Below are 26,385 nucleotides of genomic sequence, written 5' to 3' on the forward strand. Positions count from 1 at the left end.
AAACGTGTGCAAACCCGTCAACGCACTTGATCCCGGTGTGGATCCCGCTGTGACACGGGCACTCAGGACGTCTCGCTGAAGGGTGGCAGACGGCTCCGAGGTGGTTGTTGCCGATCGGGGATCAAGACCCTGCCCGCCCGGCACCACGTTCTGGCCGTCACCGCTCATCGAGGGGCGACGCTACCGCACTGTGACGCTCAGCGAAAAGGGCTATTCGACGGATTGCGTCGACTGCGCCGTCCCGCGACCGACCCGGAGGCTAGGGCGTACGCGCCCGTATCCGGGACCATCTCCCGCTCGCAGGCCGAAGATCGTGCCGAGCGCGACCGCTGCGAAGCATCCGAACGCGCCAATCGCGAGTGACGCACGAGCCCCTGCCAATTGGCCTACCACGCCCACGAGCGGTCCGCCGATCGGGGTCGAGCCCATGAAGGCGACGATGTACAGCGCGACGACGCGGCCGCGCATCGCGGGCTCGGCGCGCAGCTGAAGCGTCGCGTTGGTGGTGGAGGAATACACGACGCTGGCCGCTCCTGCGGCGCTGAGGCAGAGCGCAGCGGTGAGTGGAGACGGGGCGATGGCCGTGAGCGCGAGGCCGACGCCGAACACGGCGGCGGCGATCGTCGTGGTCCGGAGCCTGGGCGCGACGCGGCCGGCGATCGTCAGCCCGGCGATGACCGCGCCGCCGCCCATCGCGGCGTAGAGGAGGCCGAAGCCGGTGGCGCCGAGGTGGAACGTCTCGTGCGCGAGCAGGGGGATCGTGACCTGGAACTCGTAGGCGAAGGTCCCGATCAGGGCCATCATGATGAGCGGGACGAGGAGGTCCTCGCGGCTCTTGACGTAGTTGACGCCTGCGCGCACGGCTCTCGGCGATCGCTGCGGAGGGGTCTCCGGGCGGTGGAGCTTCGAGGCGTCCATCAGCGCGAGGCCCGCGAGCGGCGCGAGGAAGCTGGCGCCGTTGATCAGGAAGCAGGCGCCGGTGCCGAGCAGCGCGATGATCGCGCCGCCGCCGGCGGGGCCGATCATGCGCGCCGCGGCGGCGACGGTGGAGTTGATCGAGATCGCCCGCGGGAGCTCGTCGCGGTCGACGAGCTCGGAGACGAACGTCTGGCGCGTCGGCACGTCGATCGCGCGCGCGAGGCCGAGGCCGAGCGCGAGGACCCAGACCATGGGGAGGGTCGCCTGGTGCGTCAGGGCGGCGATGCCGAGGATGAACGCGAGCGCGGACTGGCTGGCCTGCGTGCCGAGCAGGAGCTTGCGCTTGTCGCTGCGGTCGGCGAGCGCGCCGGCCCAGGGGCCGAGGAAGAGGACGGGAAGTGCCTGCAAAGCGACGGTGATCCCGAGGGCGGAGCCAGACGGCGTGAGTTGCAGGACGAGCCAGGCCTGGGCGACCGTCTGGAGCCAGGTGCCGGGGACCGAGATCAGCTGCCCGGAGAAGTAGAGGCGGTAGTTCCGGGTGCGGAGGGGAGCGGGGCGGGGGCTGGCGACGGTTGCGGCGATACCTACGGTGTAGCAGGTGGTCTGCAGGTTGCCTGAAGATTTGAGCATCCTCAAGCGCGTGGCGATCTCAGACCGTTAGGCTGCCCTCTATGGAGGCCGCTCCCCACACGCCTCCCGCCAGCGAGCGGGAGATCATGAGCTGGGACCAGCTTGGTGAGGCTGCGAGGCAGCTCGCGGAGGCGGTTGTCGAGAGTGGGTATCAGCCCGACATCGTGCTGGCGATCGCGCGGGGTGGGTTGCTGCCGGGGGGCGCGGTTGCGTATGCGCTCGGCGTCAAGAACTCGTGTGCGATGAACGTCGAGTTCTACACGGATGTCGACCAGCGCTTGGAGGTTCCGCTGATCCTGCCGCCGGCGCCGGAGCTCATCGACCTGGATGGCTCGCGGATGCTGATCGTCGATGACGTCGCGGACACCGGGCGGACGCTCGAGGTCGTGCGCCAGTTCTGCGACGGCAAGGTCGCCGAGGTCCGGACGGCGGTCTTGTACGAGAAGCCGGCGTCGGTCGTGAAGTGCGACTACGTGTGGCGCCAGACCGACCGCTGGATCGACTTCCCCTGGAGCGCCGCGGGGCCGGTCGCGGGCGGCGGGGGCGCGGTCGCCTAGATCGCCTGGCGCGCGGGTGGGTACACCGCGCGTATGAGGAGGAGCCTGCTGGGCCGGGGTGGCGCGTGCGCGGCCGCCGTGCTGCTGTGCTGCGGCGTGGTTGCCAGCGGCGCAGGCGCGAAGAGCACGCGGTGGACGTTCAGCGGTGTCGTGACCGGGTCGTATGCGAACGCCGTCACTGCGGCGGGCAACGCGCAGTGTGCGGCGAGCTACAGCGAGCGGGTGGTGGGTGTGAGGGTCGTGGTCCGGTCGAGGGTGCCGTTGGTGTACGACCCCGCCACGCATGGGCTGTCCGGCAGGCTTGTCTATTCCGTGCGTGGGAGGTGGACGGTCAGTGGCGCCTACACGCCGCTGGTGGCGCAGCCGGATGGGACGCTCGTGTGCGGAACGGCGCAGGTGCCGGTCAGCTGCAGCGCGAGGGTCGTCTTCGAGGATGGGCACCGGACGTCGACGTCCGGAAGTGCGCGGTTGGCGGTTGGTGGGACGGCGAGGGGGACGGTCGTCTCGAAGGTCGTCGCGCCGCGGTTGACGGAGCAGTACGCAGATGCGGGTAGGCCGCCGGCGGGGTGGCCGGGCGCGTGCGTGCTCGCGCCGGATGACGAGACGATCCCGGCGGCGCCGGTGTTCGGGTTGTCGGCCACGACGGTGCTGGATCGGGCGGTCGCGGCGCCGCTGATGCTGCCGACGGCGAAGCTCCGCGGCCACCGAGCCTTCACGGTCCTGGCGCAGGTCGAGCGGCCGGCGTTCTGCCCGTCGGCGGCCTTCGATCCGTGCTCTGAGCAGGGTTCCTTCCGGCTGCGAGTTACGCTAACACCCTCACATCGTTGAGCAATGCCAAGTGTCAGCGGGAGGGGGGTTGACTCAGCACCGCCTGCGTGCGTGACGTCCGATTGCCGGTTTGGCAGGGCATGGCTTGCGCTAGAGAGCCACCAGTGTGTACCGTCGTGTTCATAAGGGATCCAGCGAACGCGACGGGCGGTGATCACGGTCACGGCGCGAAAGTGGATCCGGTGATGCTCTCAACCAGCGGAAGGTGAGCATCTGATAGTGGCCCGGGTTCGATGGATCGGGTCGCGTTGGTCCCGGCGGCCCACACGCGGAAGGGCCGTCGGGACGAGGCTTGGCTCATCTGAGCGCGATGAGCGAGGAGCGGAGCTCGACGACCTGAGAAGGTCGTCGGGCCCTGCGCTGCCACCGCACGGGGTCCCCGAGCGGTTGGCGCGACCGGTCCAACGGTGCGCGGCAAGCGGAAGCCGCGCACCTGGGCCCCGGCGCGAGCGGCGGTGCGGACGGTCACCCGCACCGCCGCTGGCGCAGAGCGTCCGGAATCGCGCGCGGGGGCGCGATTGCGGGGACTGGCCCAGTGCCGCGAGCCGCGGGGTCGGCTTCGCGTCCGGTTGATGCCTAGGCAGGCTTGAGAGAGCGGTTTCCTGGGCAACTAACCGGGGCCATGAAGCAGCCGCCGGCCGTCACGATCATCACGGGGGAGTTGGATCTCCAGGCATCGCGCACCCTCGGGCAGCGTTTGAGCGAGGAGGTGGGCGCTGGGATCACGTCGCCGGATGTGATCCTGGACCTGTCGGCGGTGTCGTTCATCGACTCCAGCGCGCTGGGTGTGATCGTCCAGGCGGATCAGCGGCTCGGGCGCCAGGGGCGGGGGCTTGCGGTGATCGCTCCGAAGGGGACGGTCGTCGCCGACCTCGTGCAGATCACCCACATCGACAAGTCGCTGCGCGTCGCCGAGACGCGCCAGGAGGCCGAAGCCGCGCTCGCCCCGGAGGACGAACAAGCCGCGTCGTGACCGCGGACACCGCGCGCTAGGCCGTCTTGATGTCCGCGGCGTCGCCGAGCCCGAGCTCGGTGATCGCCTGCTCGCGGAGCTTGTACTTCTGGACCTTGCCGGTGACGGTCATCGGGAACTCCTCGACGATCCTCACGTAGCGGGGGATCTTGAAGTGGGCGATCTGGCCGTGGCACCAGGAGCGCAGCGTGTCGGGGTCGATCGTCACGCCGGCGCGGGGGATGACCCAGGCCATGAGCTCTTCGCCGTAGCGTTCGTCGGGGACGCCGATGACCTGGACGTCGGCGACGTCCGGATGCGTGTAGAGGAACTCCTCGAGCTCGCGCGGGTAGACGTTCTCGCCGCCGCGGATGATCATGTCCTTGATCCGGCCGACGATGTTGATGTAGCCGTCGTCGTCGATGGTCGCGAGATCGCCGGTGTGCATCCAGCCGTCGATGATCGCCTCGGCCGTGCGCTCGGGGTCGTCCCAGTAGCCGAGCATCACGGAGTAGCCCTTCGTGCAGAGCTCGCCGTCCTCGGTGACCCGGATCTCGAGGTGCGGATGGACGCGGCCGACGGTCCCGACGCGCTTCTCCAGTGGGTCGTCGAAGGCCGTCTGGGTCGACACCGGCGACGTCTCGGTCATCCCATACGCGATCGTGACCTCGTCCATGTGCATGTCCTTGATCACGCGCTTCATGACCTCGACCGGACACGGCGAGCCCGCCATGATCCCGGTGCGCAGCGAGGACAGGTCATAGGACTCGAAGTCGGGGTGGTCGAGCTCGGCGATGAACATCGTCGGGACGCCGTACAAGGAGGTGCACCGTTCCGACTCCACCGCGCGCAGCGTCGCCTCCGCGTCGAACGCCGGCGCCGGGATCACCATGCACGCCCCGTGCGTCACGGCGCCCAGGTTCCCCATCACCATCCCGAAGCAGTGGTAGAACGGCACCGGGATGCAGACGCGGTCCTCCTCGGTGTGCCGGCACCCCGCGCCGACCAGGAACCCGTTGTTGAGGATGTTGAGGTGCGACAGCGTCGCGCCCTTGGGCGCGCCGGTCGTCCCCGACGTGTACTGGATGTTGATGGGGTCGCTCGGATCCAACGACGACTCGCGGTCGACCAAGCGCTCGTCCGACGCCTGCTCGGCACCCGCCAGGAACGCGTCCCACGCCGGATCCCCGTCCAGCCACACCGTGTCCTCCAGCGCCGGCGTCTTGACCGACCCCACCATGTCGGCGTAGTTGGAGGTCTTGAACCTCCGCGGCGCGAACAGCAGCCGCATCCCGGACTGCCGCAAGGCATAGGCCAACTCGCTCGTGCGGTACGCCGGGTTGACGTTGACGAGCACGGCGCCCACCCGCGCGGTCGCGAACTGCAGCAGCGTCCACTCCGCGCAGTTCGGGCTCCACACCCCGACGCGATCGCCGACACCGATCCCGCGTGCGAGCAGCGCGCGTGTGACCTGGTCGACCGCGGCGTCGAGCTCGGCATACGTCATCCGGACCCCCTGCGCGCAGCTCACCAGCGCCTCGCGCTCCCCGAACCGCGCGGCCGTCGCGCGCAGCGCAGCCCCGATCGTCTGGTGCAGCAGCGCGGGCTCCGACGGGCCGCGGACGTGGGCAAGCGTCATGGGTTCCATCATCGCGCCCCGCGTCAACCGGCGCGCGAACACGGACTTGTGTGCGAACGTCCTCATTCCTGGGTAACACCGGACCGCGGCGGGAGAGGCCGGTCCGCAGGAGGGGAGATCCATGAGGACGTTTCGTGCTGGACGCGCAGCGCTGGTCGCTGCGCTGATCTGCGGTGCCTTCGCGCTGCCTCAAACGGCGAGCGCCGACTTCGGCGTGTCGAAGTTCGACGCGGGCGTGTGCAGCCAGGACTCGGAGACCGGCGGCACGCAGTGCTCGCGTGACACGCCGAACCTCTTCTTCACGACGGCGGGCGGGCACCCGCAGTTCGGCATCACGGACTTCAAGTTCAACACCAGGAGCGACCTGCTCGGGTCGCCGGACGGCAACGTCAAGGACGTCCACGTCGACCTGCCGGTCGGCCTCAGCGTCAACCCCGAGGCGACGCCGAAGTGCACGACCGCGCAGCTGCAGGCCAGGGCGTGCCCGGCAAATTCGAGGGTCGGGGTCAACTACATCACCGCGATCAGCACCAACGTCGCGGCCCCGATCCCGACCGACGTGTACAACATGGTCCAGCCGGACGGCATGCCCGCCCGGTTCGGCATGTCGGTCCCCGTCGTCGGCGGTGAGATCTACCTCGACGGCGGCGTCGCCTGGGACGGCGACTACCACGAGTCCTTCGACATCAAGGACATCACCGACGCGATCGGCCTCGTCGAGACGCGCCTCGTCTTCGACGGACGCGCGGGCGACGGCACCTTCATCACGATGCCCTCGCAGTGCGCCGGGCCCCAGACGACGGGCCTCTACGTCGACTCCCATCAGAACCCCGGCAACTACCTGCACTACTCGACGACGACGCCGGTCGGCGCGGTCGGATGCGACAGGCTGCCGTTCTCACCGGGCGTCAGCGTCAGCAGCGACACCAGGCGCGCCGGCGCGCCCGCGGGCGTGACGATCGACGTCACGATCCCGCAGAACCCCAACGGCAAGGACCAGCCCAACACCGCCACGCTGAAGGACGCGCACGTCACGCTGCCCGCCGGCATGGCGCTGAACCCGTCCGCCGCCACCGGCCTGCAGGCGTGCACCGACGACCAGCTCGGCAAGGGCACCAAGAACCCGGTCACCTGCCCCGCGGCGTCGGCGATCGGCACGGTCGACTTCGAGACGCCGGTGCTCCCGGCCGGGACCCTCAGCAGGGGCACTGTCTACCTCGGCAAGCCGCTCAGCGGCGACCCGACCAGCGGCGACGAGTACCGGATCTTCCTGGTCGCCGACAGCCCGCGCTACGGCCTGTCGATCCGACTTGTAGGACATGTCGTCGCCGACCCCAGGACCGGTCAGCTGACGACGTCGTTCACCGACAACCCGCAGGTTCCGGTGTCGCTCGTGCGCGTCTCGCTGCGCGGCGGCGACCACGCGACGCTCGTCAACCCGCAGACCTGCGGCACGACGAACGCCAGCGCCAACTACCTCGCCTGGTCGGGTCAGACCGCCACGGCGAGCGCGCCCTACACGGTCGATCAGGGCTGCGACGCGCCGTTCGCGCCGACGTTCACCTCCGGCGTCTCCACCACCAAGGCCGGCGCCTCGCCGTCGTTCACCGCCGCGTTCGCGCGCGGTGACGGCGACCAGCCGCTGTCGAAGATCGACCTGCAGATGCCGCCCGGCCTGCTCGCCAAGCCCAACGGCATCCCGCTCTGCCCGGACGCCAACGCCGCGGCCGGCTCGTGCCCGGCGGCGTCGAGGATCGGCACCGTCGCGACGACCGCCGGCGCCGGCAACGACCCGTTCGGCCTCGGCGGCCAGGTCTACCTGACCGGCCCGTACAACGGCGGGCCGTACGGCCTGTCGATCGTCGTCCCCGCGGTCGCGGGGCCGTTCGACCTCGGGCTCGTCGTGGTCCGGGCGTCGATCCGGCTGGATCGCAACGATGCGCATGTCCAAGTGCTCAGCGATCCGCTGCCGACGATCCTGGACGGCATCCCGCTCAACGTGCGCTCGGTGAAGGTGACGATCGACCGCGCCGACACCATGCGCAACCCGACGTCGTGCGGGCCGCTGAAGATCACGACCGCGCTGACCTCGACCGGCGGCGCCAACGTCCTGCGCGACGCGCCGTTCCAGACGAGCGACTGCAACCTGTTGGCCTTCTCGCCGAAGACCGCCATCGACCTGACCGGCACGACGCAGATGACCGACGGCAAGCACCCGGGCATCGACGCGAACGTCACGCAGCCCGCGGGCCAGGCGAACATCAGGAACGTCCAGGTGACGCTGCCCAAGACGCTCGCGCTCGACCCCGACAACGCCGAGACGCTGTGCGAGTACGCCGACGGACTGAAGTCGTCCTGCCCGGCGAAGTCGATCATCGGGACCGCGACGGCCAGGACGCCGCTGCTGCCCGGGACGCTCACCGGCCCGGTGTACTTCGTCAAGGGCGTGCGCTTCAACGCCAGGGGCCAGCCGATCCGGACGCTCCCGACGTTGTTGGTGTCCTTGCATGGCCAGGTCGACCTCGACCTCCGCGCGACGACCGCGGTCGATTCGAAGTCGCGCCTGGTCACGACGTTCGCCAACATCCCGGACGCGCAGGTCTCGTCGTTCCACATGGTGTTGAAGGGCGGCAAGCACGGGATCCTCGTGGTCACGACCGGCCAGGACGCGTGCCGCGGCGCGCAGAACGCGGGCGTCGTCGCCAACGGGCAGAACGGCAAGGTCGCCAAGTCCACCAACAAGCTCGGGACGCCGTGCGCGCCCGCGCCCAAGATGATGGACCTGGCCCGCCTGCGCCACGGCGCGGTGAGCGTCGCGGTCCGGGCGCCGGCCGCGGGCAGGCTGTCGCTGAGGGGCAGGGGCAGGAAGCTGGGGTCGGTCACCCGGACCGTCCGCAAGAACCAGCTCGTCCGCGTGACGCTGAAGCCGAGCAAGAGCGCCCGGCGCTCCCTGGCCCGTGGCAGGAAAGTGAAGGAGTCGGTCGTCGTCCGCTTCGCCGTCAAGGGTAGGGCGACGTCCACCGTGACCTCGAAGAGCCTGACCCTCCGGCGCTAGGACGCCGCGCCGGCCGCCGCCGCGCTCCCTCCCCCGGGGCGCGGCGGCACCCCTGCGCTATGGTGAGTCGCATCATGCAACTCACTGGAGGTGGCGACATGCAGGTCGAAGGAGCGGTGGCGCTGGTCACGGGGGCGAACCGGGGGCTGGGCAAGGCGTTCGCGCGGGCGCTCGTCGAGGCGGGGGCGGCGAAGGTCTATGCCGGCGCGCGCGACGTCGCGACGGTCACGGATCCGGACGTGATCCCGGTGCAGCTCGACGTCACCGACCACGCCCGCGTGGACGAGCTGGCGCGCGAGCTGGGCGACGTCACGATCGTCATCAACAACGCCGGCGTCGCCTACGGCGCGCAGGCGGTCGGCGGCGACGACCTCGACGCCCACCGTGGCGAGCTCGAGGTCAACTACTTCGGGACGCTCGCGGTCGCGCGGGCGTTCGCTCCGGTCCTCAAGCGCAACGGCGGCGGCGCGCTCGTGAACATGTTGTCCGCCCTGTCGTTCGTGTCGTTCCCGCAGTTCGGGAACTACTCGGCGAGCAAGGCCGCCGCGTGGTCGCTGACCAACGCGCTCCGGACCCAGCTGCGCGCGCAGGGCACGCAGGTCGTCGCGGTCCACGCCGGCTTCATCGACACCGACATGGCGGCGAGCGTGACCTCGGCGAAGATCGCGCCCGAGGAGGTCGCGCGCCAGACCGTCGAGGCGCTGCGGACCGGGGCGGAGGAGGTCCTGGCCGACGACACCTCCAAGAACGCGAAGGCCGCGCTCCCGAACGACCTCACGCACATCTACCCCAACATCCAAAAGGACTACGACGCGGCGACCGCCGCCACGGCCACCGCGTCGTAATGCCCTCCGTCCGCCCTGTGCTAGGCGGTGACGTCCGTCGCCGACGCCGTGAGGTCGTGGAACCGCACGGTGAAGGTGACGGTGACCGGCAGGGCGGTGCCGGTCGGGTTGGTGACCGTGAACGGGCCGATGGGGGCGCCGCTCAGCCTGTACAACGTGCTCGCGTCGGTCAGGTCGATCGCGTCCGCGTCCGGGAACGAGAGCGGGTTCGGCGTCGCGTCGACCCGCGGTGCCTTGTTCGGGATGTTGTAGAGCGGAGCCCTGCCGAGCGCATCGTTCGGCGCCGACGTGAGCGGCGCCCTGGTCAGGACCGCGTCGCCGCCGCCGATGGTGACACCGCCGCCAGAGGCGTCGGCGGCGCTCATCGACACGATGCCCGCCGAGGCGACCGGGTCACCCGCGCCGGTGCCGTCGGCCTCACCGGAGCGCACGCCCGCGAGCAGGCGGATCGGCACGCCGGTCGCGCCGGCCGGAACCGGGACGATCACCGTGCCGGTCAGCGTCGCGCCGTTGCTGTCGTCGGGGATGTCGCTCGAGTTGAGGATCGCGCCCGGGACGTCGGTCGTGCCGAGCTGGATCTTGACGGTGCCGTACTCCTGGGCGGCCAGCGCGTTGCCGATGGTCGTCAGGCCCGCGGCCGCCTGCGTCAGGCCGGCCGCGAGCTTCTGGAGCCCGTCGGTGATCGCCGGCACGCCGGCGAGGATCGTGTTGACGCCGCCCTGCGCGCCGTCGGCCTTCCTGCTCGCGGCCGCCGCGGCGGCGAGGCCGGCGGTGGCGCTCCTGGACGCGGACCTCGCGGACCTGCTCGCGGAGGTCGCGGTCCTGCCGACCTTCCTGATGGCCGCGTTCTGGGCCCTGTCGGTCTTCGAGATCTTCGGCTTGGACTTCGTCTTGGCACCAGCGGCGGGCGCGCCGATCAGCGCGAGCGAGCAGGTGGCGACGACGGCAGCGGTCAGCGGCCGGCGAACGGCATGGGACATCTGGAGTACTCCCCCTCCATCGGGACATGGACCGACGCCGAACGGACCGGATCTCGGCGTCGTGGGAAGAACCTATTCCGGTTGGCTCACCAAACGCAAGTCGCGGCCCGTTCGCCGATCAGGATCGAGGGCGCCATCGTGTTGCCGCTCGGGACGACCGGCATCACCGACGCGTCGGCCACGCGGAGGCCGTCGATCCCGTAGACCTTCAACTTGGGATCGACGACCGCGGTCTCGCTGATCCCCATCCGGCAGGTGCCGACCTGGTGGTGGTAGGTCAGCGCGGTGCGCCGCACGTACTCGCGCAGCTGCGCGTCGGTCCGGACCGTCGGCCCCGGGTAGAGCTCGCGCGCGCCCCACTCCTCGGCCAGCGTGGCCTGGGCGCCGATCTCGCGGCACTGGCGGACCGAGGCGCAGAGCGCGTCGAGGTCCTCGGGCGCGGTCAAGATCATGGGGTCGATCAGCAGCTCGTCGTCGGGCTCGGGACCGGAGAGCCGCAGCGTCCCGCGGCTGGCCGGCGCGACCATCCCGGCCATCAGCGTGAAGCCGTCCGGCGGCCCGCTCATCCACGGCTCGTACATCGGCGCCATGAAGTGGATCGGCTGCGTGTCCGGCGCGCGCAGGCCGGGCCGTGAGCGCCACCACAGGTGCGTCTGGGCCGGGCCGAGCCCGGGCGACGGCGCGCCGACGGGACGCGTGGTCGCGAAGATCACCGGCGCGAGCAGGTGGTCGTGGAGGTTGGCGCCGACGCCGCGCAGGTCGGCGACGACGTCGACGCCGAGCGCGGCGAGCGCTTCGGCCGGGCCGATCCCGGAGGCCATCAGGATCCGCGGGGACTCGAGCGTCCCGCCCGCCAGGATCACGTCGTCGGCACGCACCTGCACGGTGCGGCCGTCGCGCACGTACTCGACGCCGGTGCAGCGCGTGCCGTCGAGCAGGACCCGGCGTGCGCGGGCGCGCGTGAGCACCTGCAGCCGCGCGCTGTCGGCGACCGGCGCGAGGTACGCCGCGGCGGTCGAGCAGCGCCGGCCGTCGCGGATCGTCAGGTGCATGGTGGAGACGCCGTCGAGCGTCCCGTCGTTGTAGTCCTCGTTGAGCGGGAGACCCCACGAGCACGCGGCCTCGACGATCGCGGTGTGGATCGGATCGACCCGTACATGTCGGTCGACGTGCAGCGGTCCGGCCTCGATGCGGTCGAAGTCAGGAGCCACGTCGTCCCAGCTCCAGCCGGTCGCGCCCGCGTCGGCCCACGCGTCGTAGTCCTCGCGCGCGCCGCGCACGTAGATCATGGCGTTGAGGCTCGTCGACCCGCCGAGCACGCGCCCGCGCGGCCAGTGCAGCCGGCGCCCGCCCGCGGCCGCCTGCGGCTGCGTGTGGTAGGCCCAGTCCTCGGGCGCGAACCACAGCTCGTGCGCGCGCGCCGGGTCGTGGATCGCGCCCGCGAGGTCCGGGCCGCCGGCCTCCAGCAGCAGGACCGACGCGCCCGCGTCGTGCAGGCGGCGCGCGGCGGCGGCGCCGGCCGCGCCGGCGCCCACCACGATCACGTCCACGGTGTCGACCTAGACCGGCTGGACGTCGGGGTAGGTGACGGACGCCAAGGTGATGATGTTGGCCCCCGACCGCGTGTGCTCGGCGGCGCCCGCGCCGGTCAGCCCGAGGAAGCGCCCGGTCGAGGTCAGCGCCCTCATGTCGTACAGGAACAGGCTGGCGACCGGGATCCGGAACTCGCGGAAGCAGAAGACGTACAGGTCGTCGTCGAACTTGTAGGTGCTGCTCAGGTCGACGTCGCCGTGCCCGCGCTGCACGCCCTCCAGGCACTGCCAGGCGTAGCGCTCGCTGCTGAGGTAGACGTGCTCGTAGAGGTGCGACGGGCTGTAGCGCTGCAGGAAGCGGCGGCCGATCAGCTCGCGCGTCGGGGCCGGGACGGGCGCGCCCGGCTCCGCGCCGTCGCCGGTGCTCGCGGGCCAGAACTGCTGGCCGACCTGCGGGACGCCGGCGACCGCCTCGGCGGCGATCGCGTGCTCGACGACGAGCGCGCGGCGCGTGCGCGTCGAGTGGATGATCGTCAGCGCCTCGCGCTCACGGCTGGTCAGCGGCAGGTCGACGAAGACCGCGTGCTCGCCGACGGCGACCGCGTCGTAGGGGTCGGTCGCGGCGGCTGCGCCGTCCCGGCTCCAGCGCACGGTGGTCGCGTCGAGAAAGTCGAGGACGAGCGACGGGCCGGTCGCGTCGTCGGCGGTGACGTGCAGCGACGTCCCGGTCAGGTCGAGCGCGGGCAGGCGGTTGGTGCCGATGCCGTGCGCGAAGTCCTCGTAGTTCTTCCAGCCGGGCTCGATGTCTGTCATGAGAGGAAATCGTATAGGATCGATCGGGTCATGTCTGCCTATGAGCTGATCCGCGCCCACTACGACGCCTCCGATCGCGGCGACCTCGACGGCATGCTCGCACCGCTCGGTCCGCAGAGCGCCTGGACCGAGGCCGCGGGCTTCCCGTACGCGGGGACCTACGTCGGCCCGGACGCGGTCGTCGCCGGCGTCTTCGGCCGGATCGCCGCCGACTGGGACGGCTACCGGTTCACGTTGGAGGACCTGATCGACGGCGGCGACCGCGTCGTCGGCGTCGGCACCTACACCGGCACCTGCAAGGCCACCAACAAGCCGATGCGCGCGCGGGTCGCGCACGTGTGGACCGTCGCCGACGGCGTCGTCGCGACGTTCGAGCAGTTCGTCGACACGGTGCCGGTCGCCCAGGCGATGGAGGCGTGACCGGCGGGCTCGACGGTCGCGTCGTCGCCGTCACCGGCGGGGCGAGCGGGATCGGCGCGGCCTGCGTTGACGCGCTGGCCGCCGACGGTGCCAAGGTGTACGTGTTGGACGTCACCACGACCGGCGAGCCGTGGTCGCTGCGCGCCGACGTCACCGACCCCGCGTCGGTGGCGCGCGCGGTCGACCACATCGTCAACGCCGAGGGCCGGGTCGACGGCCTCGTCGCCAGCGCGGGCGTCCGCGGTCCGGACCGCGGCGCCGAGGAGCTGGACGTCGCCGACTTCGACGCGGTCCTGGACGTCAACCTGCGCGGCGTCTTCGTCACCTGCCAGGCGTTCGCGCGGCCGATGCTCGCGGCCGGCCGCGGCGCGATCGTCGCGATCGGCTCGATGTCGGGCAACCACATCATCAACACGCCGATGCGGATCGCCGGCTACCACGCGGCCAAGGGCGGCGTGCGCGCGCTGGTCCGGGCGCTGGCGACCGAATGGGGCCCGCGGGGCGTGCGCGTCAACCAGCTGTCGCCGGGCTACGTCGCGACGCCGCTCAGCGACGCCGACCCCGAGCACCACGACGCGTGGCGCGACGCGACGGTCCTCGGCCGCCTCGGCACGCCGGAGGAGATCGCGGCCGGCGTGCGCTTCCTGCTCGGCGACGGCGCGGCGTTCTGCTGCGGGGCCGAGCTGCTGATGGACGGCGGCTACGTGCTGCGCTGAGCAGCCGACACCACCAACAACGAGACCGACCCAAGGACGACCATGGACCATCCCGCCGACCTCGCCTTCACCGGCGGCTCGATCATCACCCTCGACGGCGCCGGCACCGTCGCGAGCGCCCTCGCGGTCCGGGACGGCCGGATCGCCTACGTCGGCGACGCCGCGGGCCTGCGCGAGCACCTCGGCGCGGGCACCGAGGTCGTCGACCTCGCCGGCCGCGCGGTCCTGCCCGGGATCAACGACTCGCACCTGCACGCGCTGATGTACGGCGCGCGCCAGCCGCCGCTGACGCTCGACGTCTCGCCCGGCGCGGCGCGCTCGCTGGAGGAGATCGCGAACATCCTGCGCGAGGCCGCGGCGAAGGTCCCGGCCGGGACCTGGCTGCGCGGCATCGGCTGGGACCGCGGCTACCTCGCCGAGTGCGTCGCCGACCCCGAGCGGCTGCCGACGCGGTGGGACATCGACGCGGTCACGCCCGACCACCCGGTCCTGCTCGACGAGACCTACGGTCACACGTCGTGGGTCAACACGAAGGCCTTGGCACTGGCGGGCGTGACCAAGGACACCACCTCGGCGCCGGGCTCGGAGATCGTGCGCGAGGCCAACGGCGAGCCGACCGGCCTGCTGCGCGAGATCGCCGCGCAGGCGTTGATCCAAGGCGTCGCGCCGGCGCTCACGCGCGCCGAGCGCCGTGCGGCGATCGCGCTGGCCCAGGACCAGCTCTCGGCGCTGGGCATCACGAGCTACACCGAGCCCGCGCTCGGGCCGGGCGGCGACCAGGTGCTCGGCGGTGCGTTCGCCGACGAGGGCATCCGCGTCTACGAGGAGCTGGCGCTGGCGGGCGAGCTGCGCGCGCGGATCAACGTATTGCTGTTGTTCGGCGAGCCCGACGGGACCGCGGGCGCCGACGACATCCGCGCGGGGATCGAGACCTACACCATGCCCGACGCCGCGCCGGAGTGGCTGCGGATCGCGGGCGTCAAGATCTTCGCCGACGGCATCCCGCCGTCGAAGACCTCGTGGATGAACGAGCCCTACGTCGGCGGCGGGACCGGCTCGCTCGTCATCCGTGGTGCCGACGACCGCGAGCGCGAGGCCGAGCTGCGCAGGATGGTGGGGATCGCGCACCGCGCCGGCATGCAGGTCGGGATCCACGCTACCGGCGACCGCGCGATCGACGCGACCGTCGCGGCGTTCGTCGCCGCCCAGGAGTCCGGCGGCCCGCGTGACCTGCGCCACTACGTCATCCACGGCGACTTCCTGTCGGCGCGCACGCGCGAGCGGATCGTCCGCCACGGCATCGGCGTCAACGCGCAGCCGGTCATCCACACCACCTTGGCCGAGCTGCTGGCCGACGTCGTCGGGCCCCAGCGCGCCGACGACCAGTGGCCGCTGCGCGCGCTGATCGACGCGGGCGGCGCGCCGTGCCTGAGCAGCGACGCGCCGATCACGTCGCCCGACTGGCGCGCGGGCGTCGCCGCGGCGGTACTGCGGGAGTCGAAGGCGAGCGGCCGCGTGTCCGGGCCCGAGCACCGCATCACGGTGACCGAGGCGCTGCGCGGCTACACGATCAACGCGGCCCGGCAGGACCACGCCGAGGACCTGAAGGGGTCGCTCGAGGCCGGCAAGGTCGCCGACCTCTGCGTCCTCGGCGCCGACCCGCTGGCGATCGACCCGTCCGAGATCCCGGACGTGCCGGTCGTGCAGACGGTGCTCGACGGCCGGACCGTCTACCGCGCCTGAGCGATCGCCGCGGCCTGGTGGGGCTGGAGCTCCTGCCCCGCCGGGCCGGCCATGTTGGGGAGGAACGGGTCCTCGACCCCGGTCCGGACGCCCGCCAGCGTCTCGATGACGGCGAGCGCGAGGAACGGGACCGAGGCCTCGTGGTAGCCGCCCTCGTGGATGGCCACCACCTTGCCTTGGGCGAAGGCCATCAACTCGGTCGTCAGCGCGCGGTAGGCGTCGGAGTGCAGCATCAGGCGCGCGTGCGGGTCCATGCCCGCGGAGTCGAAGCCGCAGGCGATGACCACCAGCCCGGGCGCGAAGCGGCGCAGCGCGGGGAGGACGACCTCGGAGAACGCGTGCGCGTAGGCGCCCGCGCCCGAGCCGGGCGGCAGCGGGATGTTGATGGTGTCGCCCGTGTTCTCGCCGACGCCGCCGGAGCCGGGCGGGAACACGGAGTCCTGATGCAGCGAGATCGTCAGGACCGACGGGTCGCGCGCGAACGCGGCCTGCGTGCCGTTGCCGTGGTGGGCGTCCCAGTCGACGATCGCGACGCGCTCGATCCCGCGCGCCCGCGCGTGGGCCGCGGCGAGCGCGGCGTTGGCGAGCAGGCAGAAGCCCATCCCGCGGTCGGCGAGCGCGTGGTGGCCGGGCGGGCGGACCAACACGTAGGCGTTGTTCACCGCGCCGTCGAGGACGGCGTCGACCGCCGCCAGGCCGCCGCCCACGGCCAGCGCCGCGAGCATGAAGCCGCCGGGGCCGAACGGGGAGTGGCCGTCGCCCGCGTCGCCGCCGCCGGCCGCGGACTCGCGCTCCAGGCGGTCGAGGTAGGCGGCGTCGTGGATCCGGAGCAGCTCGTCGCGCGTCGCCTCGCGCGCGTGTACCTGTGTCAGCTGCGAGGTCAGGCCCGACGCGTCGAGCAGGTTCTTGATCCGCCGCTTGCCCTCGGCGGACTCGGCATGCTGCCCGGGCTGGACCCAGCCGCCCGCGCGCAGCGGCCCGGCACCGACCGGGTTGTGCCACATCAGCCGTTCGTCCCACACCAGCCCGGTCGAAAGCATGAGCCAAAACATATACGATCCGAGCGAGGTGATCGGCGGCGCGCAGGCGCGCGGCCGGAGCCCCCACAACGACGACGAAAGGCAGCACCAGAACACCATGCGTCTCGACGGCAAGGTCGCGGTCATCACCGGAGGGGGGACCGGCATCGGCGCGGCGGCGGCGCGGTCGCTCGCCGCTGCGGGCGCCAGGGTCGCGGTGACCGGGCGGCGGCCGGAGCCGCTGCAGGCGGTCGCGCAGGAGATCGGCGGCTTCGCGGTCGCGGGCGATGCGGCGAAGGCCGACGAGGTCCGCAACACGCTCGCCGCCGTGCGCGAGCACTTCGGCGGTGCGCCGATCGACGTCGTCGTCGCCAACGCCGGCGGCCACGGGCTCGGCTCCGCCCTGGACACCGACGACGCCGGCTGGGCGACCTCGTGGGACGTCAACGTCACGACCGCGTTCCTGCTCGCGCGCGAGGCGCTCCCGGACCTGATCCAAACCCAGGGCTCGATCGTCGTGGTGTCCAGCCTCGCCGGGGTCATGGCGGGCCCGGACGTGCTCGGCTACACGACCGGCAAGCACGCGCTGATCGGCCTGACGAAGTCGCTGGCGCGCGACTACGGCAAGCACGGCGTGCGCGCCAACGCGGTCTGCCCCGGCTGGGTCCGGACGCCGATGGCCGACGAGCAGATGGACGAGCTCGGCGCGCTCGGCGCCGGAACCCGCGAGGAGGCCTACGCGCTGGCGACCTCCGAGGTCCCGCTGCGCCGTGCCGCCACCGCCGAGGACATCGCGAACATCGTGACGTTCCTGGCCTCGCCGCTGAGCGCCGCGATGACGGGCACGACGGTCATGGCCGACTGCGGCGCGCACGTCGTCGACCTGCCGACGCTCGCCTTCGAGCGCCTCCAACAACATTGACTTCGCTGAAGGAAATCCTATAGGATTCCGGATCACGTCACGCACGATGCTGCGTGGCGGGGAACCAGCGAAGGAGGAGTGTGTTGCTGAGGATCGGACTCCGCGCGGCATCTGCCGCCGCGGTTGGACTCGCCCTGCTCGCCGCCGGATGCGGCAGCAGCGGTTCGTCCGACACCACGAAGTCGTCATCGGCGAGTGCCTCGGGCGCCGCCGCGTCAGGGCCGTCCTGCAAGGGCGGCAAGATCAAGATCGGGTCGGTCTCGACCCTCTCCGGGGCGGTCACGTTCCCGGACGTCTCGGGCGCGGCCAGGGCCACGTTCGACCAGCTCAACGCCAGGGGCGGGATCAACGGCTGCAAGGTCGACTACGTCGTCGAGGACGACAAGGGCGACCCGCAGACCGCCACGCAGGCGGCGCGCGACCTCGTGCAGAACCAGGGCGTCGTGGCGCTGGCCGGCTCCGGCGGCCTGCTCGACTGCGAGGTCAACGGGCAGTTCTACGCCCAGCAGAGGATCGGCGCGGTGTCCGGCCTCGGCGTCGACGGCGCCTGCTGGTCGACGCCGAACATCTCACCGGTCAACGTCGGCCCGTTCACGCTGACGACCGCGATGCTCTACTACGCGTCGGAGAAGCTGAAGCTCGACAAGCTCTGCGTCGTCAACTACATCCTGGCGGGCACGAAGAAGGCCTACCAGAACGCGGTCGACCAGTGGACCAAGCTGACGGGCAAGAGGCTCACGCTCTTCGACCAGACGCTGCCGCCGCAGGGCGACTACACGCCCTACGTGCTCAAGACCAAGAGGGCCGGCTGCCAGATGGTGCTGTCCAACGCGGTCGAGCCGCAGGCGCTGTCGTGGATGAAGATCGTCGACCAGCAGAAGATCTCCGGCATCAAGTGGTTCTTCCTGGCGCCGGGCTACTCCGACGCCGTCGCCAAGGCGCTCGAGAACACCAGGTCGGACGTCTACGCCGGCACCGAGTGGGAGCCCTACACCGACAAGGAGAGCTCCGCGAACACCGACTGGCGTTCGACGATGGAGGCCGCCGGCCGTCCGCTGACCGCGTTCTCGCAGGGCGGCTATGAGTCGGCGACCGTCATGGCCGACGTGCTCAGGTCGATCAGGGGCGACATCACGCGGGACTCCGTGTACCAGGCCCTGGTCGACATGAAGCCCATCTCGACGCCGCTGACCGGCACGCCGTACGTCTTCGGCCCCGGCAGGACGCACGCGTCGAACACCGCGACCAAGATCATGCAGTTGGACCACGGGACCTGGAAGGTCTCGACGCCCGACTGGGTCGTCCTTCCCAAGTCCTAGGACATGATCACCAATGGCGTGGCCGGCCTCGCGGCCGGCGGGACCTACGCGTTGCTCGGCGTCTGCGTCGTGCTGCTCTACCGCGTCGTCGCGGTGGTCAGCTTCGCAGGCGCCGCGCTCGCGGCCTTCGGCGCGTTCACCACGACCGTGCTCACCGAGCACGGCTGGGCGTTCACGCCGGCCTTGATCGTCGGCGTCGCGTGCGGCGCCGCGGTCACCGCGCTGGCCGGCCTCGTCATGGCGACGTGGTTCGCCGAGTCGAGCCCGTCGACGAAGGCGGCCGTCATGGTCGCCTTCCTCGTCGGCCTGATCTCGCTCGGCGCCCGCATCTTCGGCGCCGAGCACCCGCACGACTTCCCGTCGCCGTTCTCGGGCGGCGTGGTGACGATCGCGGGTGCCGTCATCACGGAGGCGAGCGTCATCACGGTGGTGCTCGCCGCCGCGCTGACCGTCGGGATCTCCGCGTTCCTGAAGCGGACGCGGACCGGCGTGCGGCTGCGGGCGCTCTCGGAGCGCCCGTCGACCGCCGAGCACCTCGGCCTGCGCACGCGCTGGCTGGCGTGCGGCATGTGGGCGACCTCGGGCGCGCTGGCGACGATCGCGATCGTCGTCATCGCCCCGAGCCGCACGCCCTCGTTCAGCTCGCTGAGCCTGCTGATCGTCCCGGCTCTGGCCGCGGCCCTGATCGGGCTCTTCCAGTCGATCGAGATCGCGTTCTTCGGCGGCCTCGCGCTCGGGATCCTCGAGGGCGTCGCCGCGGGGATCGATCAGATCCAGGAGTACCGGGGCGTGCTGCCGTTCGCCGTGATCCTCGTCGCGCTGCTGTGGTCGCAGCGCAAGGAGCAGTGGGATGAAGCGCGTTAGCGCCCTGGGCCGCCCGGTCGCCGGGCCGCTCGCGTTCGTCATCGCCGGGATCGTGCTGGTCCCGGCGCTGCTGAGCGACTACTACATCTTCCTCGCGACGACCGCGGTGATCGCGGCCGTCGCGCTGCAGAGCCTCGGCGTGGTCTCCGGCCGCGCGGGGATGCTGAGCCTGTGCCAGATGTCGTTCGCCGCGATCGGCGCCTACACGGTCGCGTGGCTCAACGTCCACCACGCGCCGGGCGACCTGTTGTTGTGGATCCTGCTCGGCGGCCTGGCGGCGGTGCCGTTCGGCCTCGCGATCGGGCTGCCGTCGCTGCGCCTGCGCGGGATCAACCTCGCGGTCGCGACGCTCGGCTTCGCGACCTGCGCGGACGTCGTGCTCGGCTCGACGTCGTTCCCGGGGCAGACCGACTTCATCGCGGTCCCGCGGCCGTCGTCGTTCCTGACCGACACGCAGTACTTCAAGCTCTGCCTGATCGTCTTCGGGATCGTCGCGGTCGTCCTCGCGCTGATCTCGCGCACGCGGCTGGGCGCGTCGTGGACGTCGATCGCGCACTCCGAGCGCGCGACCGCCGCGCACGGCGTGAGCGTGCCCCGGAGCAAGTTGTCGGCCTTCGCGCTGAGCTCGTTCATCGCGGGCATCAGCGGTGGGCTGCTCGCCGGCCAGCTCGGGACGCTGGTCGCCGACAACTTCAACATCATGCAGTCGCTCGTGCTGTTCGCGCTGGCGACGATGGCCGGCTCGCAGTACGCCGAGGGCGCGGTCTTCGGCGGCGTGCTGAGCGCGTTCTTCCCGGAGCTGCTGCGGCGCCTGCACTGGGCCCAGGACCTCGGGAACATCTTCTTCGCCGTCGGCGCCACGCAGGCGCTGAGCGCGGGGACGACGCAGAGCGAGGCGCTGCGCGGCCTGCTGCGCCGGCACCGCCCGAAGCGCCCGGTGCCGGAGCCGCCGCCGGCCGACGCGCTGCCGCCCGCGCCCGAGCGCGCGCGCAGCGACAAGCCCGCGCTGGCCGTCCGCGGCCTGCGCGTCGAGTACGGGTCGATCAGGGCGCTGGACGGCGTCGACCTCGTGGTGCCGCAGAAGTCGGTCGCCGCGCTCGTCGGCCCCAACGGCGCGGGCAAGTCCACGTTCATCGACGCGGTCTCCGGCTTCCTGGCGCGCTACGACGGGACCGTCGAGCTCGACGGCCGCCCGCTCGAGGGCCTGACCGCGTCCGAGCGCGCCCGTGCAGGCGTGCGGCGCACGTTCCAGCAGACGCGGATCGCGCCCGACCTCACGGTCGGGCAGTACCTGCGCCTCGCGGTCGGCCGGTCGCTGACCACCCGCGAGCTCGACGCGCTGCTGGCGTGGCTGGGCTGCCCGCCCGCGTCGGCGCGGATCGCCGAGGTCGACGTCGGGTCGCGGCGCGCGGTCGACGTCGCCGCGGTCGTCGCGGCGCGGCCGCGGCTGGTGATGCTCGACGAGCCCGCCGCCGGGCAGGCGCACGACGAGTCGGTCGCGCTGGCCCAGCGGATCGCCGACCTGCCCGCGCGCTTCGGCACGTCGGTCCTGCTGGTCGAGCACGACATCGACCTGGTGCGCGTGTGCAGCTCCAGCGTCACCGTCCTGGACTTCGGCGTGGTCATCGCGTCGGGCGCTCCGGACGAGACGCTCGCCGCGCCCGAGGTCGTCAAGGCCTACCTCGGCGTGCCCGAGGACCAGGAGGTGACAGTGTGAGTGGCGAGCAGAAGCAACTCCTACACATTGACGAGTTGTCGGTCGACCGGGCCGGACTGCCGATCGTCCGCGACGCGTCGCTGACCGTCGAGGCCGGCAAGATCACCGTGTTGCTCGGCGCCAACGGCGCGGGCAAGACCACGCTGCTGGACGGCCTGTCGGGCGCGGCGCGCTCGCGCGCCGGCCGCGTCCTGCTCGACGGCGAGGACATCGCCAGGCTGCGGCCCGCGCGGCGTGCCCGCGCCGGGCTCGCGCACGTCGAGCAGGGCCGCACGGTCTTCAGGAACCTCTCGACGATCGACAACCTGCGCGTCGGGTTGCACCCGGAGTCCGCGATCCCCGAGGCGTTCACGCTGTTCCCGGAGCTGGAGAAGCGCCGCGACGTCGCGGCCGGCCTGCTGTCGGGCGGCGAGCAGCAGATGCTCGTGATCGCCCGCGCGCTGGTCGGCGCGCCGAAGGTGCTGCTGATCGACGAGATGTCGCTCGGCCTCGCGCCGATCGTCATCCAGCGCCTGATGCGCGCGGTGCGTGACCTCGCCGACCGCAAGGGCGTCGGGATCCTGCTCGTCGAGCAGTTCGCCCACCTCGCGCTCGCGGTCGCCGACCGCGCCTACGTGCTCAGCCGTGGCGAGGTCGTCTACGACGGCGCGCCGGCCGCGCTGCGCGGCGACGAGGAGCTGCTGCGGCGGCTGTACCTCGGCGAGGCGGCGACCCCGCCCGCGGCGGTCGCCTGACCCGAACCGATCAACTATGACTGATCTCGATACGACACAATGTCGTATAGGATCGCCGAACATACGACCAAGTGACGGTAGGCGCCGCAAGCCGTCAGGCAGAGGATGGAACCGTGACCTCCATCGCCACCACCACGTCGTCCGAGCCGCCGACCCCGCCCACGGGCGGCGGCGGAGACCACCACGACGGCCACTACAAGCAGGAGCTGCACCGGGCGCTCAACGTGCTCGGCAACGTCGCGATCACCGTCTCGGCGATCACGCCGGCCTCGTCGGTGTTCATCATCATCCCGGTGCTGCTGGTCACGGTCGGCAGCGCGACGTTCCTCGCGCTGGCGATCGCCGCGTTCATCGGCGCGGCGATGTCGCTGTGCTGGGCCGAGCTCGGCGCGGCCTACCCGATCGCCGGCGGCGACTACGCCATCATCAACCGCGTGCTCGGCCGCGCGGCCGGGTTCGTCTCGCTCGTCCTCACCGGCCCGGTCGCCGCGGCGTTCATCCCCGCGGTCATCGCGCTCGGCATGGCGCAGTACCTGAGCGTCGTGTTCTCGATGGACGCCAAGACGCTGGCCGCGATCGTGATCGCGCTGGCGACCGTCGTCGCGGTCTTCGGGATCCGCTTCAACGCGGTCGTCACCGGGATCTTCCTGTCCTGCGAGCTGCTGGCGTTGTTGGTGGTGTCGGCGCTCGGCCTGATCCACATCCAGCAGCCGGTCAGCGAGCTGTTCTCGCCGCACGTCTGGGACGCGACCGGCCACGCGACGACCGTGTCGCTGTCGATGATCCTGTCGGGCGTGGCGATCGCGATCTTCGCCTACAACGGCTACGCCAACGCCTTGAACTTCGTCGAGGAGACCGAGGGGCCGTCGAAGGGCATCGCCAAGGCGATCCTGTGGTCGCTGACGATCGCGGTGGTCTTCGAGCTGGTCCCGATCACGCTGGCGCTGCTCGGCACGCCGTCGCTGGCGGCCTTCACCAACGACGCGAGCCCGATGCAGTACCTGATGACCACGTTGGGGTCCAAGACGCTCAACGACATCATCTCGCTCGCGATCGCCGCCGCGATCCTCAACGCGGTCATCGCGATCCTGCTGCAGTGCGCGCGGATCATGTGGTCCAGCGGCCGCGACCGCGCCTGGCCCGGGCCGGTCAACAAGGTCTTCTGCGCCGTGCACCCGCAGCTGAAGACGCCGTGGCTGGCGACGATCGTCGTCGGCGCGGTCGGCGTGATCCTGGTGCTGACCGTCGACGTCGTGACGCTGTCGACCTGGACCGGCGTCACCCTGGCCATCGACTACGCGATGATCGCGCTGGCCGCGATCCTCAGCCGCGTGCGCCGCCCGGACCTCGACCGCCCCTACCGGATGCCGCTCTGGCCCGTCGCGCCGATCGTCGGCCTGGTCGGCTGCTGCGTCATCTTGTACGAGCAGGCCTGGAAGGACCTGCGCGTCGGCATCATCATCGTGGTCGTGTCCCTCCTCTACTACGGCGTGTTCCTGCACCCGCGGCGCAAGACCCACTGGTTGATCCTCAACGCGACGAGCGACCAGGGCTGATGCGGGCCCGTGACCTCGGCCTGACGATCGGATCGCTGCCGACCGGCCCGCAGAACGCGATCACCGACGTGCCCGGCGTCCGGGTCGGGCACGCGACCCGGATCGAGGGCGACGGCCCGCTCGACGTCGGGCGCGGCCCGGTCCGGACGGGCGTGACGCTCGTCCTGCCCGCGGCCGATCCATGGGCGCACCCGGTCTTCGCGGGCGCGCACCGGCTCAACGGCAACGGCGAGATGACCGGCCTGGAGTGGGTCCGGGAGTCCGGGCTGCTGACCGGGCCGGTCGGGCTGACCAACACGCACTCGGTCGGCGTCGTGCGCGACGCGCTCGTCGCCGAGCACGCGCGCCGCCACGGGCACAACGGGCTGTTCTGGTCGCTGCCGGTCGTGGCCGAGACGTGGGACGGGTTGTTGAACGACATCGACGGCCAGCACGTGACCGCCCACGACGTGACCGCCGCATTGGCGGCGGCCGACGACGGGCCGGTCGCCGAGGGCGGCGTCGGGTCCGGGACCGGGATGGTCTGCCACGAGTTCAAGGGCGGCATCGGGACGTCGTCGCGCGTGACCGCGGACGGCTACACGGTCGGCGTGCTGGTCCAGGCCAACCACGGCCGCCGCTCGCGGCTGACGGTCGAGGGCGTCCCGGTCGGGCGCAGGCTCGGTCCGGACGTCGTGCCGGTGCCCGCGCCGCCGCTGCCCTCGCCCGCAGGCGCCGGCGGCGGGTCGATCATCGTGGTCGTCGCGACCGACGCGCCGCTGTTGCCGCACCAGTGCACGCGGCTGGCGCAGCGCGCGACGATCGGGATCGCCCGGATCGGCGGGACCGGCGAGCACTTCAGCGGCGACCTGTTCCTGGCCTTCGCCACCGGCAACGGCGAGCTGCACGCCGACAGCTACGACGACCTCGGGCCCAAGGAGGTCGCGCTGCGCGCGGTCGGCAACGCCTACATGGACCCGCTGTTCGACGCGGCGATCGAGGCGACCGAGGAGGCGATCGTCAACGCGATGGTCGCCGCCGAGACGGTCACCGGCCGCGACGGCGTGACCGCGCACGCGATCCCGCACGACGCGCTGCGCGAGCTCGTGCTCGCGGCGTAGGATTGATCCTGTAGGATTTCATATCTGATGGCCGACCTCTACGAGTACGTCCCTCCCGCCGAGTGGAAGACCCTCAACGCGCTGGAGGGGTTCGGCACGAACTCGATCCCGCGCACGGACGGCCTCGCGGGCCGGACGTTCGCGGTGACCTACGCGGAAGGCACGACCAACACCTACACCTTCCACGACGCCGACCGGCTGACCTGGGACGCGGGCGACGAGGCCTACGCCGCGCGCGAGGTCCTGGACGACGTGTTCCTGGTGGACTTCATGGTCGCCGGTGCGCCCGGCACCGCGGTCGTGCTCGTCCTCGACCTCGAGCGCGCGATCGTCACGGCGGTCACCTCGACGGTCGGCGACGGCGAGATCGCGGTCAGCGAGGTCGTCGAGCACGGCACGCTCGAAGGCGCGGCGCCCGGCGCCAGGCACGAGCGCACCGGCGCGATGGTCGGCAGGCGCGTCCAGTACATCTACGACGCCGACCACGCCTACGAGCACGTCTACCTCAACGACTCGACCTACGCGTGGCACTGCATCGAGGGCGCCGAGAAGGGCCAGGCCGACGCCGAGCCGACGCTGGCCTACGAGATCCGGCCCGACGTCTACCTGTTCACGTGGCGCGAGCGCGTCGTCCCGTGCGACGGCATCGTCGTCATCGACTGGGTCAACCTGCGCAACAACGGCCGGATCTTCGGCTGGGACACGGCGGACGAGGCCTACAACTCGATCCGCATGGGCGCCCGCGCGGTCGTCCTGAACACCACCGAGCACGCACCGCTCACCTAGCGCCTTGGACCTCGGGCTGGCCGGGCGGTCGGTGCTCGTCACCGGCGGCGCGTCGGGGATCGGCGCGGCGTGCGTGCGCGTGCTGTGCGACGAGGGCGCGCGGGTGACGGTCCTGGACCGCGACCCGCGCGGCGCCGGCGCCGCGGGCGCCGAGGCGTTCGTGCGCGCCGACGTCGCCGTCGAGGCCGACGTCCGCAGCGCGCTGCGGACGGTCGCGGCGCGCGGGCCGCTGGACGCGGTCGTCTGCTGCGCCGGGATCTCCGGCCCCGTCGGGACGCCGGCGCATCAAGTTGATGTGGAAGCGTGGGACGCCGTGATGGCCGTCAACGCGCGCGGGCCGTTCCTGGTCGCCAAGCACGCGCAACCGCTGCTCGCGGCGCGCCCGGGCGCGGCGATCGTCTTCGTCGCCTCCGACTCCGCGCTCGTCGCCGCGCCCGGGATGGCGCCCTACTGCGCCTCGAAGGGCGCGCTGCTGATGCTCGCCCGCGCGCTGTCGGTCGACCTCGCGCCCGACGGGATCCGCGTCAACTGCGTCTGCCCGTCGATCGTCGACACGCCGATGTCGCGCGGCGACCTCGCGCTGCCCGACGGGTTCGCCGGCCAGGACTTCCCGGTCATCGACGCGTCCGAGGTCGCACGTCATGTCGCGTACCTCGCGTCGCCGCTGAGCGCCGCGGTCAACGGCGCCGCGCTGGTCGCCGACCACGGCTTCCTGGCCCGATCGGGCTTCCCGGCCTGAT

At 71.8% G+C, this 26,385-nt stretch carries 23 protein-coding genes; 17 read left to right on the forward strand and 6 right to left on the reverse strand.

Features of this window, described 5'->3' with window-relative positions; translation table 11 throughout:
* Nucleotides 1–210 precede the first annotated feature (210 nt).
* The gene (locus H030_RS29205; protein ID WP_051221682.1) at nucleotides 211–1,548 is read right to left on the reverse strand and encodes an MFS transporter; all 1,338 of its coding nucleotides are present in this window, start codon (nucleotides 1,546–1,548) and stop codon (nucleotides 211–213) included.
* A 41-nt stretch (nucleotides 1,549–1,589) separates the two neighbouring features.
* Between H030_RS29205 and H030_RS0104370 the strand changes: the two genes are divergently transcribed.
* The 3 genes from H030_RS0104370 (at nucleotide 1,590) to H030_RS36310 (ending at nucleotide 3,906) form a co-directional block, all read left to right on the forward strand.
* A complete protein-coding gene (locus H030_RS0104370; RefSeq protein ID WP_027005227.1) occupies nucleotides 1,590–2,105 on the forward strand; it encodes a phosphoribosyltransferase in 516 nt (171 codons plus the stop codon).
* Between the two features lie 33 nt (nucleotides 2,106–2,138).
* Complete coding sequence (locus tag H030_RS0104375; RefSeq protein ID WP_027005228.1) at nucleotides 2,139–2,933, forward strand: hypothetical protein; 795 nt, start codon at nucleotides 2,139–2,141, stop codon at nucleotides 2,931–2,933.
* A gap of 622 nt (nucleotides 2,934–3,555) precedes the next feature.
* Entirely contained in the window at nucleotides 3,556–3,906 is a 351-nt protein-coding gene (locus H030_RS36310; protein ID WP_051221684.1) for an STAS domain-containing protein, read from the forward strand.
* 16 nt (nucleotides 3,907–3,922) lie between these two features.
* Here the strand turns inward: H030_RS36310 and H030_RS0104385 are convergent, their stop codons facing one another.
* Entirely contained in the window at nucleotides 3,923–5,524 is a 1,602-nt protein-coding gene (locus H030_RS0104385) for an AMP-binding protein (protein WP_196808994.1), read from the reverse strand.
* Between the two features lie 121 nt (nucleotides 5,525–5,645).
* On the opposite strand from H030_RS0104385, the gene H030_RS0104390 reads away from it, so the two are divergent.
* Entirely contained in the window at nucleotides 5,646–8,579 is a 2,934-nt protein-coding gene (locus H030_RS0104390; RefSeq protein ID WP_155891833.1) for a hypothetical protein, read from the forward strand.
* A gap of 98 nt (nucleotides 8,580–8,677) precedes the next feature.
* Entirely contained in the window at nucleotides 8,678–9,424 is a 747-nt protein-coding gene (locus H030_RS0104395) for an SDR family oxidoreductase (RefSeq protein ID WP_027005231.1), read from the forward strand.
* 20 nt (nucleotides 9,425–9,444) lie between these two features.
* On the opposite strand, the gene H030_RS0104400 is transcribed toward H030_RS0104395, so the two are convergent.
* From H030_RS0104400 to H030_RS0104410, 3 genes are all read right to left on the reverse strand, one after another.
* Nucleotides 9,445–10,404 carry a hypothetical protein gene (locus tag H030_RS0104400; protein WP_027005232.1) on the reverse strand — a complete coding sequence of 320 codons (960 nt, stop codon included), beginning with the start codon at nucleotides 10,402–10,404 and terminating at the stop codon, nucleotides 9,445–9,447.
* An 86-nt stretch (nucleotides 10,405–10,490) separates the two neighbouring features.
* A complete protein-coding gene (locus tag H030_RS0104405; RefSeq protein WP_027005233.1) occupies nucleotides 10,491–11,954 on the reverse strand; it encodes a GMC family oxidoreductase in 1,464 nt (487 codons plus the stop codon).
* 9 nt (nucleotides 11,955–11,963) lie between these two features.
* Complete coding sequence (locus H030_RS0104410) at nucleotides 11,964–12,749, reverse strand: MoaF C-terminal domain-containing protein (protein ID WP_027005234.1); 786 nt, start codon at nucleotides 12,747–12,749, stop codon at nucleotides 11,964–11,966.
* 30 nt (nucleotides 12,750–12,779) lie between these two features.
* On the opposite strand from H030_RS0104410, the gene H030_RS0104415 reads away from it, so the two are divergent.
* The 3 genes from H030_RS0104415 to H030_RS0104425 are packed head-to-tail and all read left to right on the forward strand — an operon-like array spanning nucleotide 12,780 to nucleotide 15,628.
* On the forward strand, nucleotides 12,780–13,169 hold the full coding sequence (locus tag H030_RS0104415; protein WP_027005235.1) for a nuclear transport factor 2 family protein: 390 nt from the start codon (nucleotides 12,780–12,782) through the stop codon (nucleotides 13,167–13,169).
* Nucleotides 13,166–13,885, forward strand: coding sequence for an SDR family NAD(P)-dependent oxidoreductase (locus tag H030_RS0104420; RefSeq protein WP_027005236.1), 720 nt, complete (start codon nucleotides 13,166–13,168; stop codon nucleotides 13,883–13,885). Before H030_RS0104415 ends, H030_RS0104420 begins: the two co-directional genes overlap by 4 nt.
* 42 nt (nucleotides 13,886–13,927) lie before the next feature.
* Nucleotides 13,928–15,628: an amidohydrolase gene (locus tag H030_RS0104425; RefSeq protein WP_027005237.1), complete on the forward strand. Its 1,701-nt coding sequence runs from the start codon at nucleotides 13,928–13,930 to the stop codon at nucleotides 15,626–15,628.
* On the opposite strand, the gene H030_RS0104430 is transcribed toward H030_RS0104425, so the two are convergent.
* A complete protein-coding gene (locus H030_RS0104430) occupies nucleotides 15,616–16,668 on the reverse strand; it encodes a class II histone deacetylase (RefSeq protein WP_027005238.1) in 1,053 nt (350 codons plus the stop codon). The genes H030_RS0104425 and H030_RS0104430 overlap by 13 nt on opposite strands.
* Nucleotides 16,669–16,765: 97 nt before the next feature.
* Here H030_RS0104430 and H030_RS0104435 point away from each other — a divergent pair, with 97 nt between their 5' ends.
* From H030_RS0104435 to H030_RS0104475, 9 genes are all read left to right on the forward strand, one after another.
* A complete protein-coding gene (locus tag H030_RS0104435; RefSeq protein ID WP_027005239.1) occupies nucleotides 16,766–17,569 on the forward strand; it encodes an SDR family NAD(P)-dependent oxidoreductase in 804 nt (267 codons plus the stop codon).
* 83 nt (nucleotides 17,570–17,652) lie between these two features.
* On the forward strand, nucleotides 17,653–18,888 hold the full coding sequence (locus H030_RS29215; protein WP_196808995.1) for an ABC transporter substrate-binding protein: 1,236 nt from the start codon (nucleotides 17,653–17,655) through the stop codon (nucleotides 18,886–18,888).
* A 3-nt stretch (nucleotides 18,889–18,891) separates the two neighbouring features.
* Entirely contained in the window at nucleotides 18,892–19,752 is an 861-nt protein-coding gene (locus tag H030_RS0104445) for a branched-chain amino acid ABC transporter permease (RefSeq protein WP_027005240.1), read from the forward strand.
* Complete coding sequence (locus H030_RS0104450) at nucleotides 19,739–21,469, forward strand: ABC transporter permease subunit (RefSeq protein WP_027005241.1); 1,731 nt, start codon at nucleotides 19,739–19,741, stop codon at nucleotides 21,467–21,469. Before H030_RS0104445 ends, H030_RS0104450 begins: the two co-directional genes overlap by 14 nt.
* 26 nt (nucleotides 21,470–21,495) lie before the next feature.
* A complete protein-coding gene (locus tag H030_RS0104455) occupies nucleotides 21,496–22,203 on the forward strand; it encodes an ABC transporter ATP-binding protein (protein WP_027005242.1) in 708 nt (235 codons plus the stop codon).
* Nucleotides 22,204–22,316: 113 nt separating this feature from the next.
* Nucleotides 22,317–23,759: an APC family permease gene (locus H030_RS0104460; protein ID WP_051221686.1), complete on the forward strand. Its 1,443-nt coding sequence runs from the start codon at nucleotides 22,317–22,319 to the stop codon at nucleotides 23,757–23,759.
* On the forward strand, nucleotides 23,759–24,859 hold the full coding sequence (locus H030_RS0104465; protein WP_027005244.1) for a P1 family peptidase: 1,101 nt from the start codon (nucleotides 23,759–23,761) through the stop codon (nucleotides 24,857–24,859). The genes H030_RS0104460 and H030_RS0104465 overlap by 1 nt, the downstream gene beginning before the upstream one ends.
* A 27-nt stretch (nucleotides 24,860–24,886) precedes the next feature.
* On the forward strand, nucleotides 24,887–25,645 hold the full coding sequence (locus H030_RS0104470) for a MoaF C-terminal domain-containing protein (RefSeq protein ID WP_027005245.1): 759 nt from the start codon (nucleotides 24,887–24,889) through the stop codon (nucleotides 25,643–25,645).
* Between the two features lie 4 nt (nucleotides 25,646–25,649).
* Entirely contained in the window at nucleotides 25,650–26,384 is a 735-nt protein-coding gene (locus H030_RS0104475; protein WP_027005246.1) for an SDR family NAD(P)-dependent oxidoreductase, read from the forward strand.
* Nucleotide 26,385: the final 1 nt, after the last annotated feature.

Origin of the sequence: Conexibacter woesei Iso977N (assembly GCF_000424625.1) — a bacterium.
Classification (GTDB): domain Bacteria; phylum Actinomycetota; class Thermoleophilia; order Solirubrobacterales; family Solirubrobacteraceae; genus Baekduia; species Baekduia woesei_A.

Bases quoted from the DNA above. Each gene is read 5' to 3' on its own strand.
- H030_RS29205 (WP_051221682.1), bottom strand. From the start codon at position 1,548: ATGCTCAAATCTTCAGGCAACCTGCAGACCACCTGCTACACCGTAGGT.
- H030_RS0104370 (WP_027005227.1), top strand. From the start codon at position 1,590: ATGGAGGCCGCTCCCCACACGCCTCCCGCCAGCGAGCGGGAGATCATG.
- H030_RS0104375 (WP_027005228.1), top strand. From the start codon at position 2,139: ATGAGGAGGAGCCTGCTGGGCCGGGGTGGCGCGTGCGCGGCCGCCGTG.
- H030_RS36310 (WP_051221684.1), top strand. From the start codon at position 3,556: ATGAAGCAGCCGCCGGCCGTCACGATCATCACGGGGGAGTTGGATCTC.
- H030_RS0104385 (WP_196808994.1), bottom strand. From the start codon at position 5,524: ATGACGCTTGCCCACGTCCGCGGCCCGTCGGAGCCCGCGCTGCTGCAC.
- H030_RS0104390 (WP_155891833.1), top strand. From the start codon at position 5,646: ATGAGGACGTTTCGTGCTGGACGCGCAGCGCTGGTCGCTGCGCTGATC.
- H030_RS0104395 (WP_027005231.1), top strand. From the start codon at position 8,678: ATGCAGGTCGAAGGAGCGGTGGCGCTGGTCACGGGGGCGAACCGGGGG.
- H030_RS0104400 (WP_027005232.1), bottom strand. From the start codon at position 10,404: ATGTCCCATGCCGTTCGCCGGCCGCTGACCGCTGCCGTCGTCGCCACC.
- H030_RS0104410 (WP_027005234.1), bottom strand. From the start codon at position 12,749: ATGACAGACATCGAGCCCGGCTGGAAGAACTACGAGGACTTCGCGCAC.
- H030_RS0104415 (WP_027005235.1), top strand. From the start codon at position 12,780: ATGTCTGCCTATGAGCTGATCCGCGCCCACTACGACGCCTCCGATCGC.
- H030_RS0104425 (WP_027005237.1), top strand. From the start codon at position 13,928: ATGGACCATCCCGCCGACCTCGCCTTCACCGGCGGCTCGATCATCACC.
- H030_RS0104430 (WP_027005238.1), bottom strand. From the start codon at position 16,668: ATGCTTTCGACCGGGCTGGTGTGGGACGAACGGCTGATGTGGCACAAC.
- H030_RS0104435 (WP_027005239.1), top strand. From the start codon at position 16,766: ATGCGTCTCGACGGCAAGGTCGCGGTCATCACCGGAGGGGGGACCGGC.
- H030_RS0104445 (WP_027005240.1), top strand. From the start codon at position 18,892: ATGATCACCAATGGCGTGGCCGGCCTCGCGGCCGGCGGGACCTACGCG.
- H030_RS0104450 (WP_027005241.1), top strand. From the start codon at position 19,739: ATGAAGCGCGTTAGCGCCCTGGGCCGCCCGGTCGCCGGGCCGCTCGCG.
- H030_RS0104465 (WP_027005244.1), top strand. From the start codon at position 23,759: ATGCGGGCCCGTGACCTCGGCCTGACGATCGGATCGCTGCCGACCGGC.
- H030_RS0104470 (WP_027005245.1), top strand. From the start codon at position 24,887: ATGGCCGACCTCTACGAGTACGTCCCTCCCGCCGAGTGGAAGACCCTC.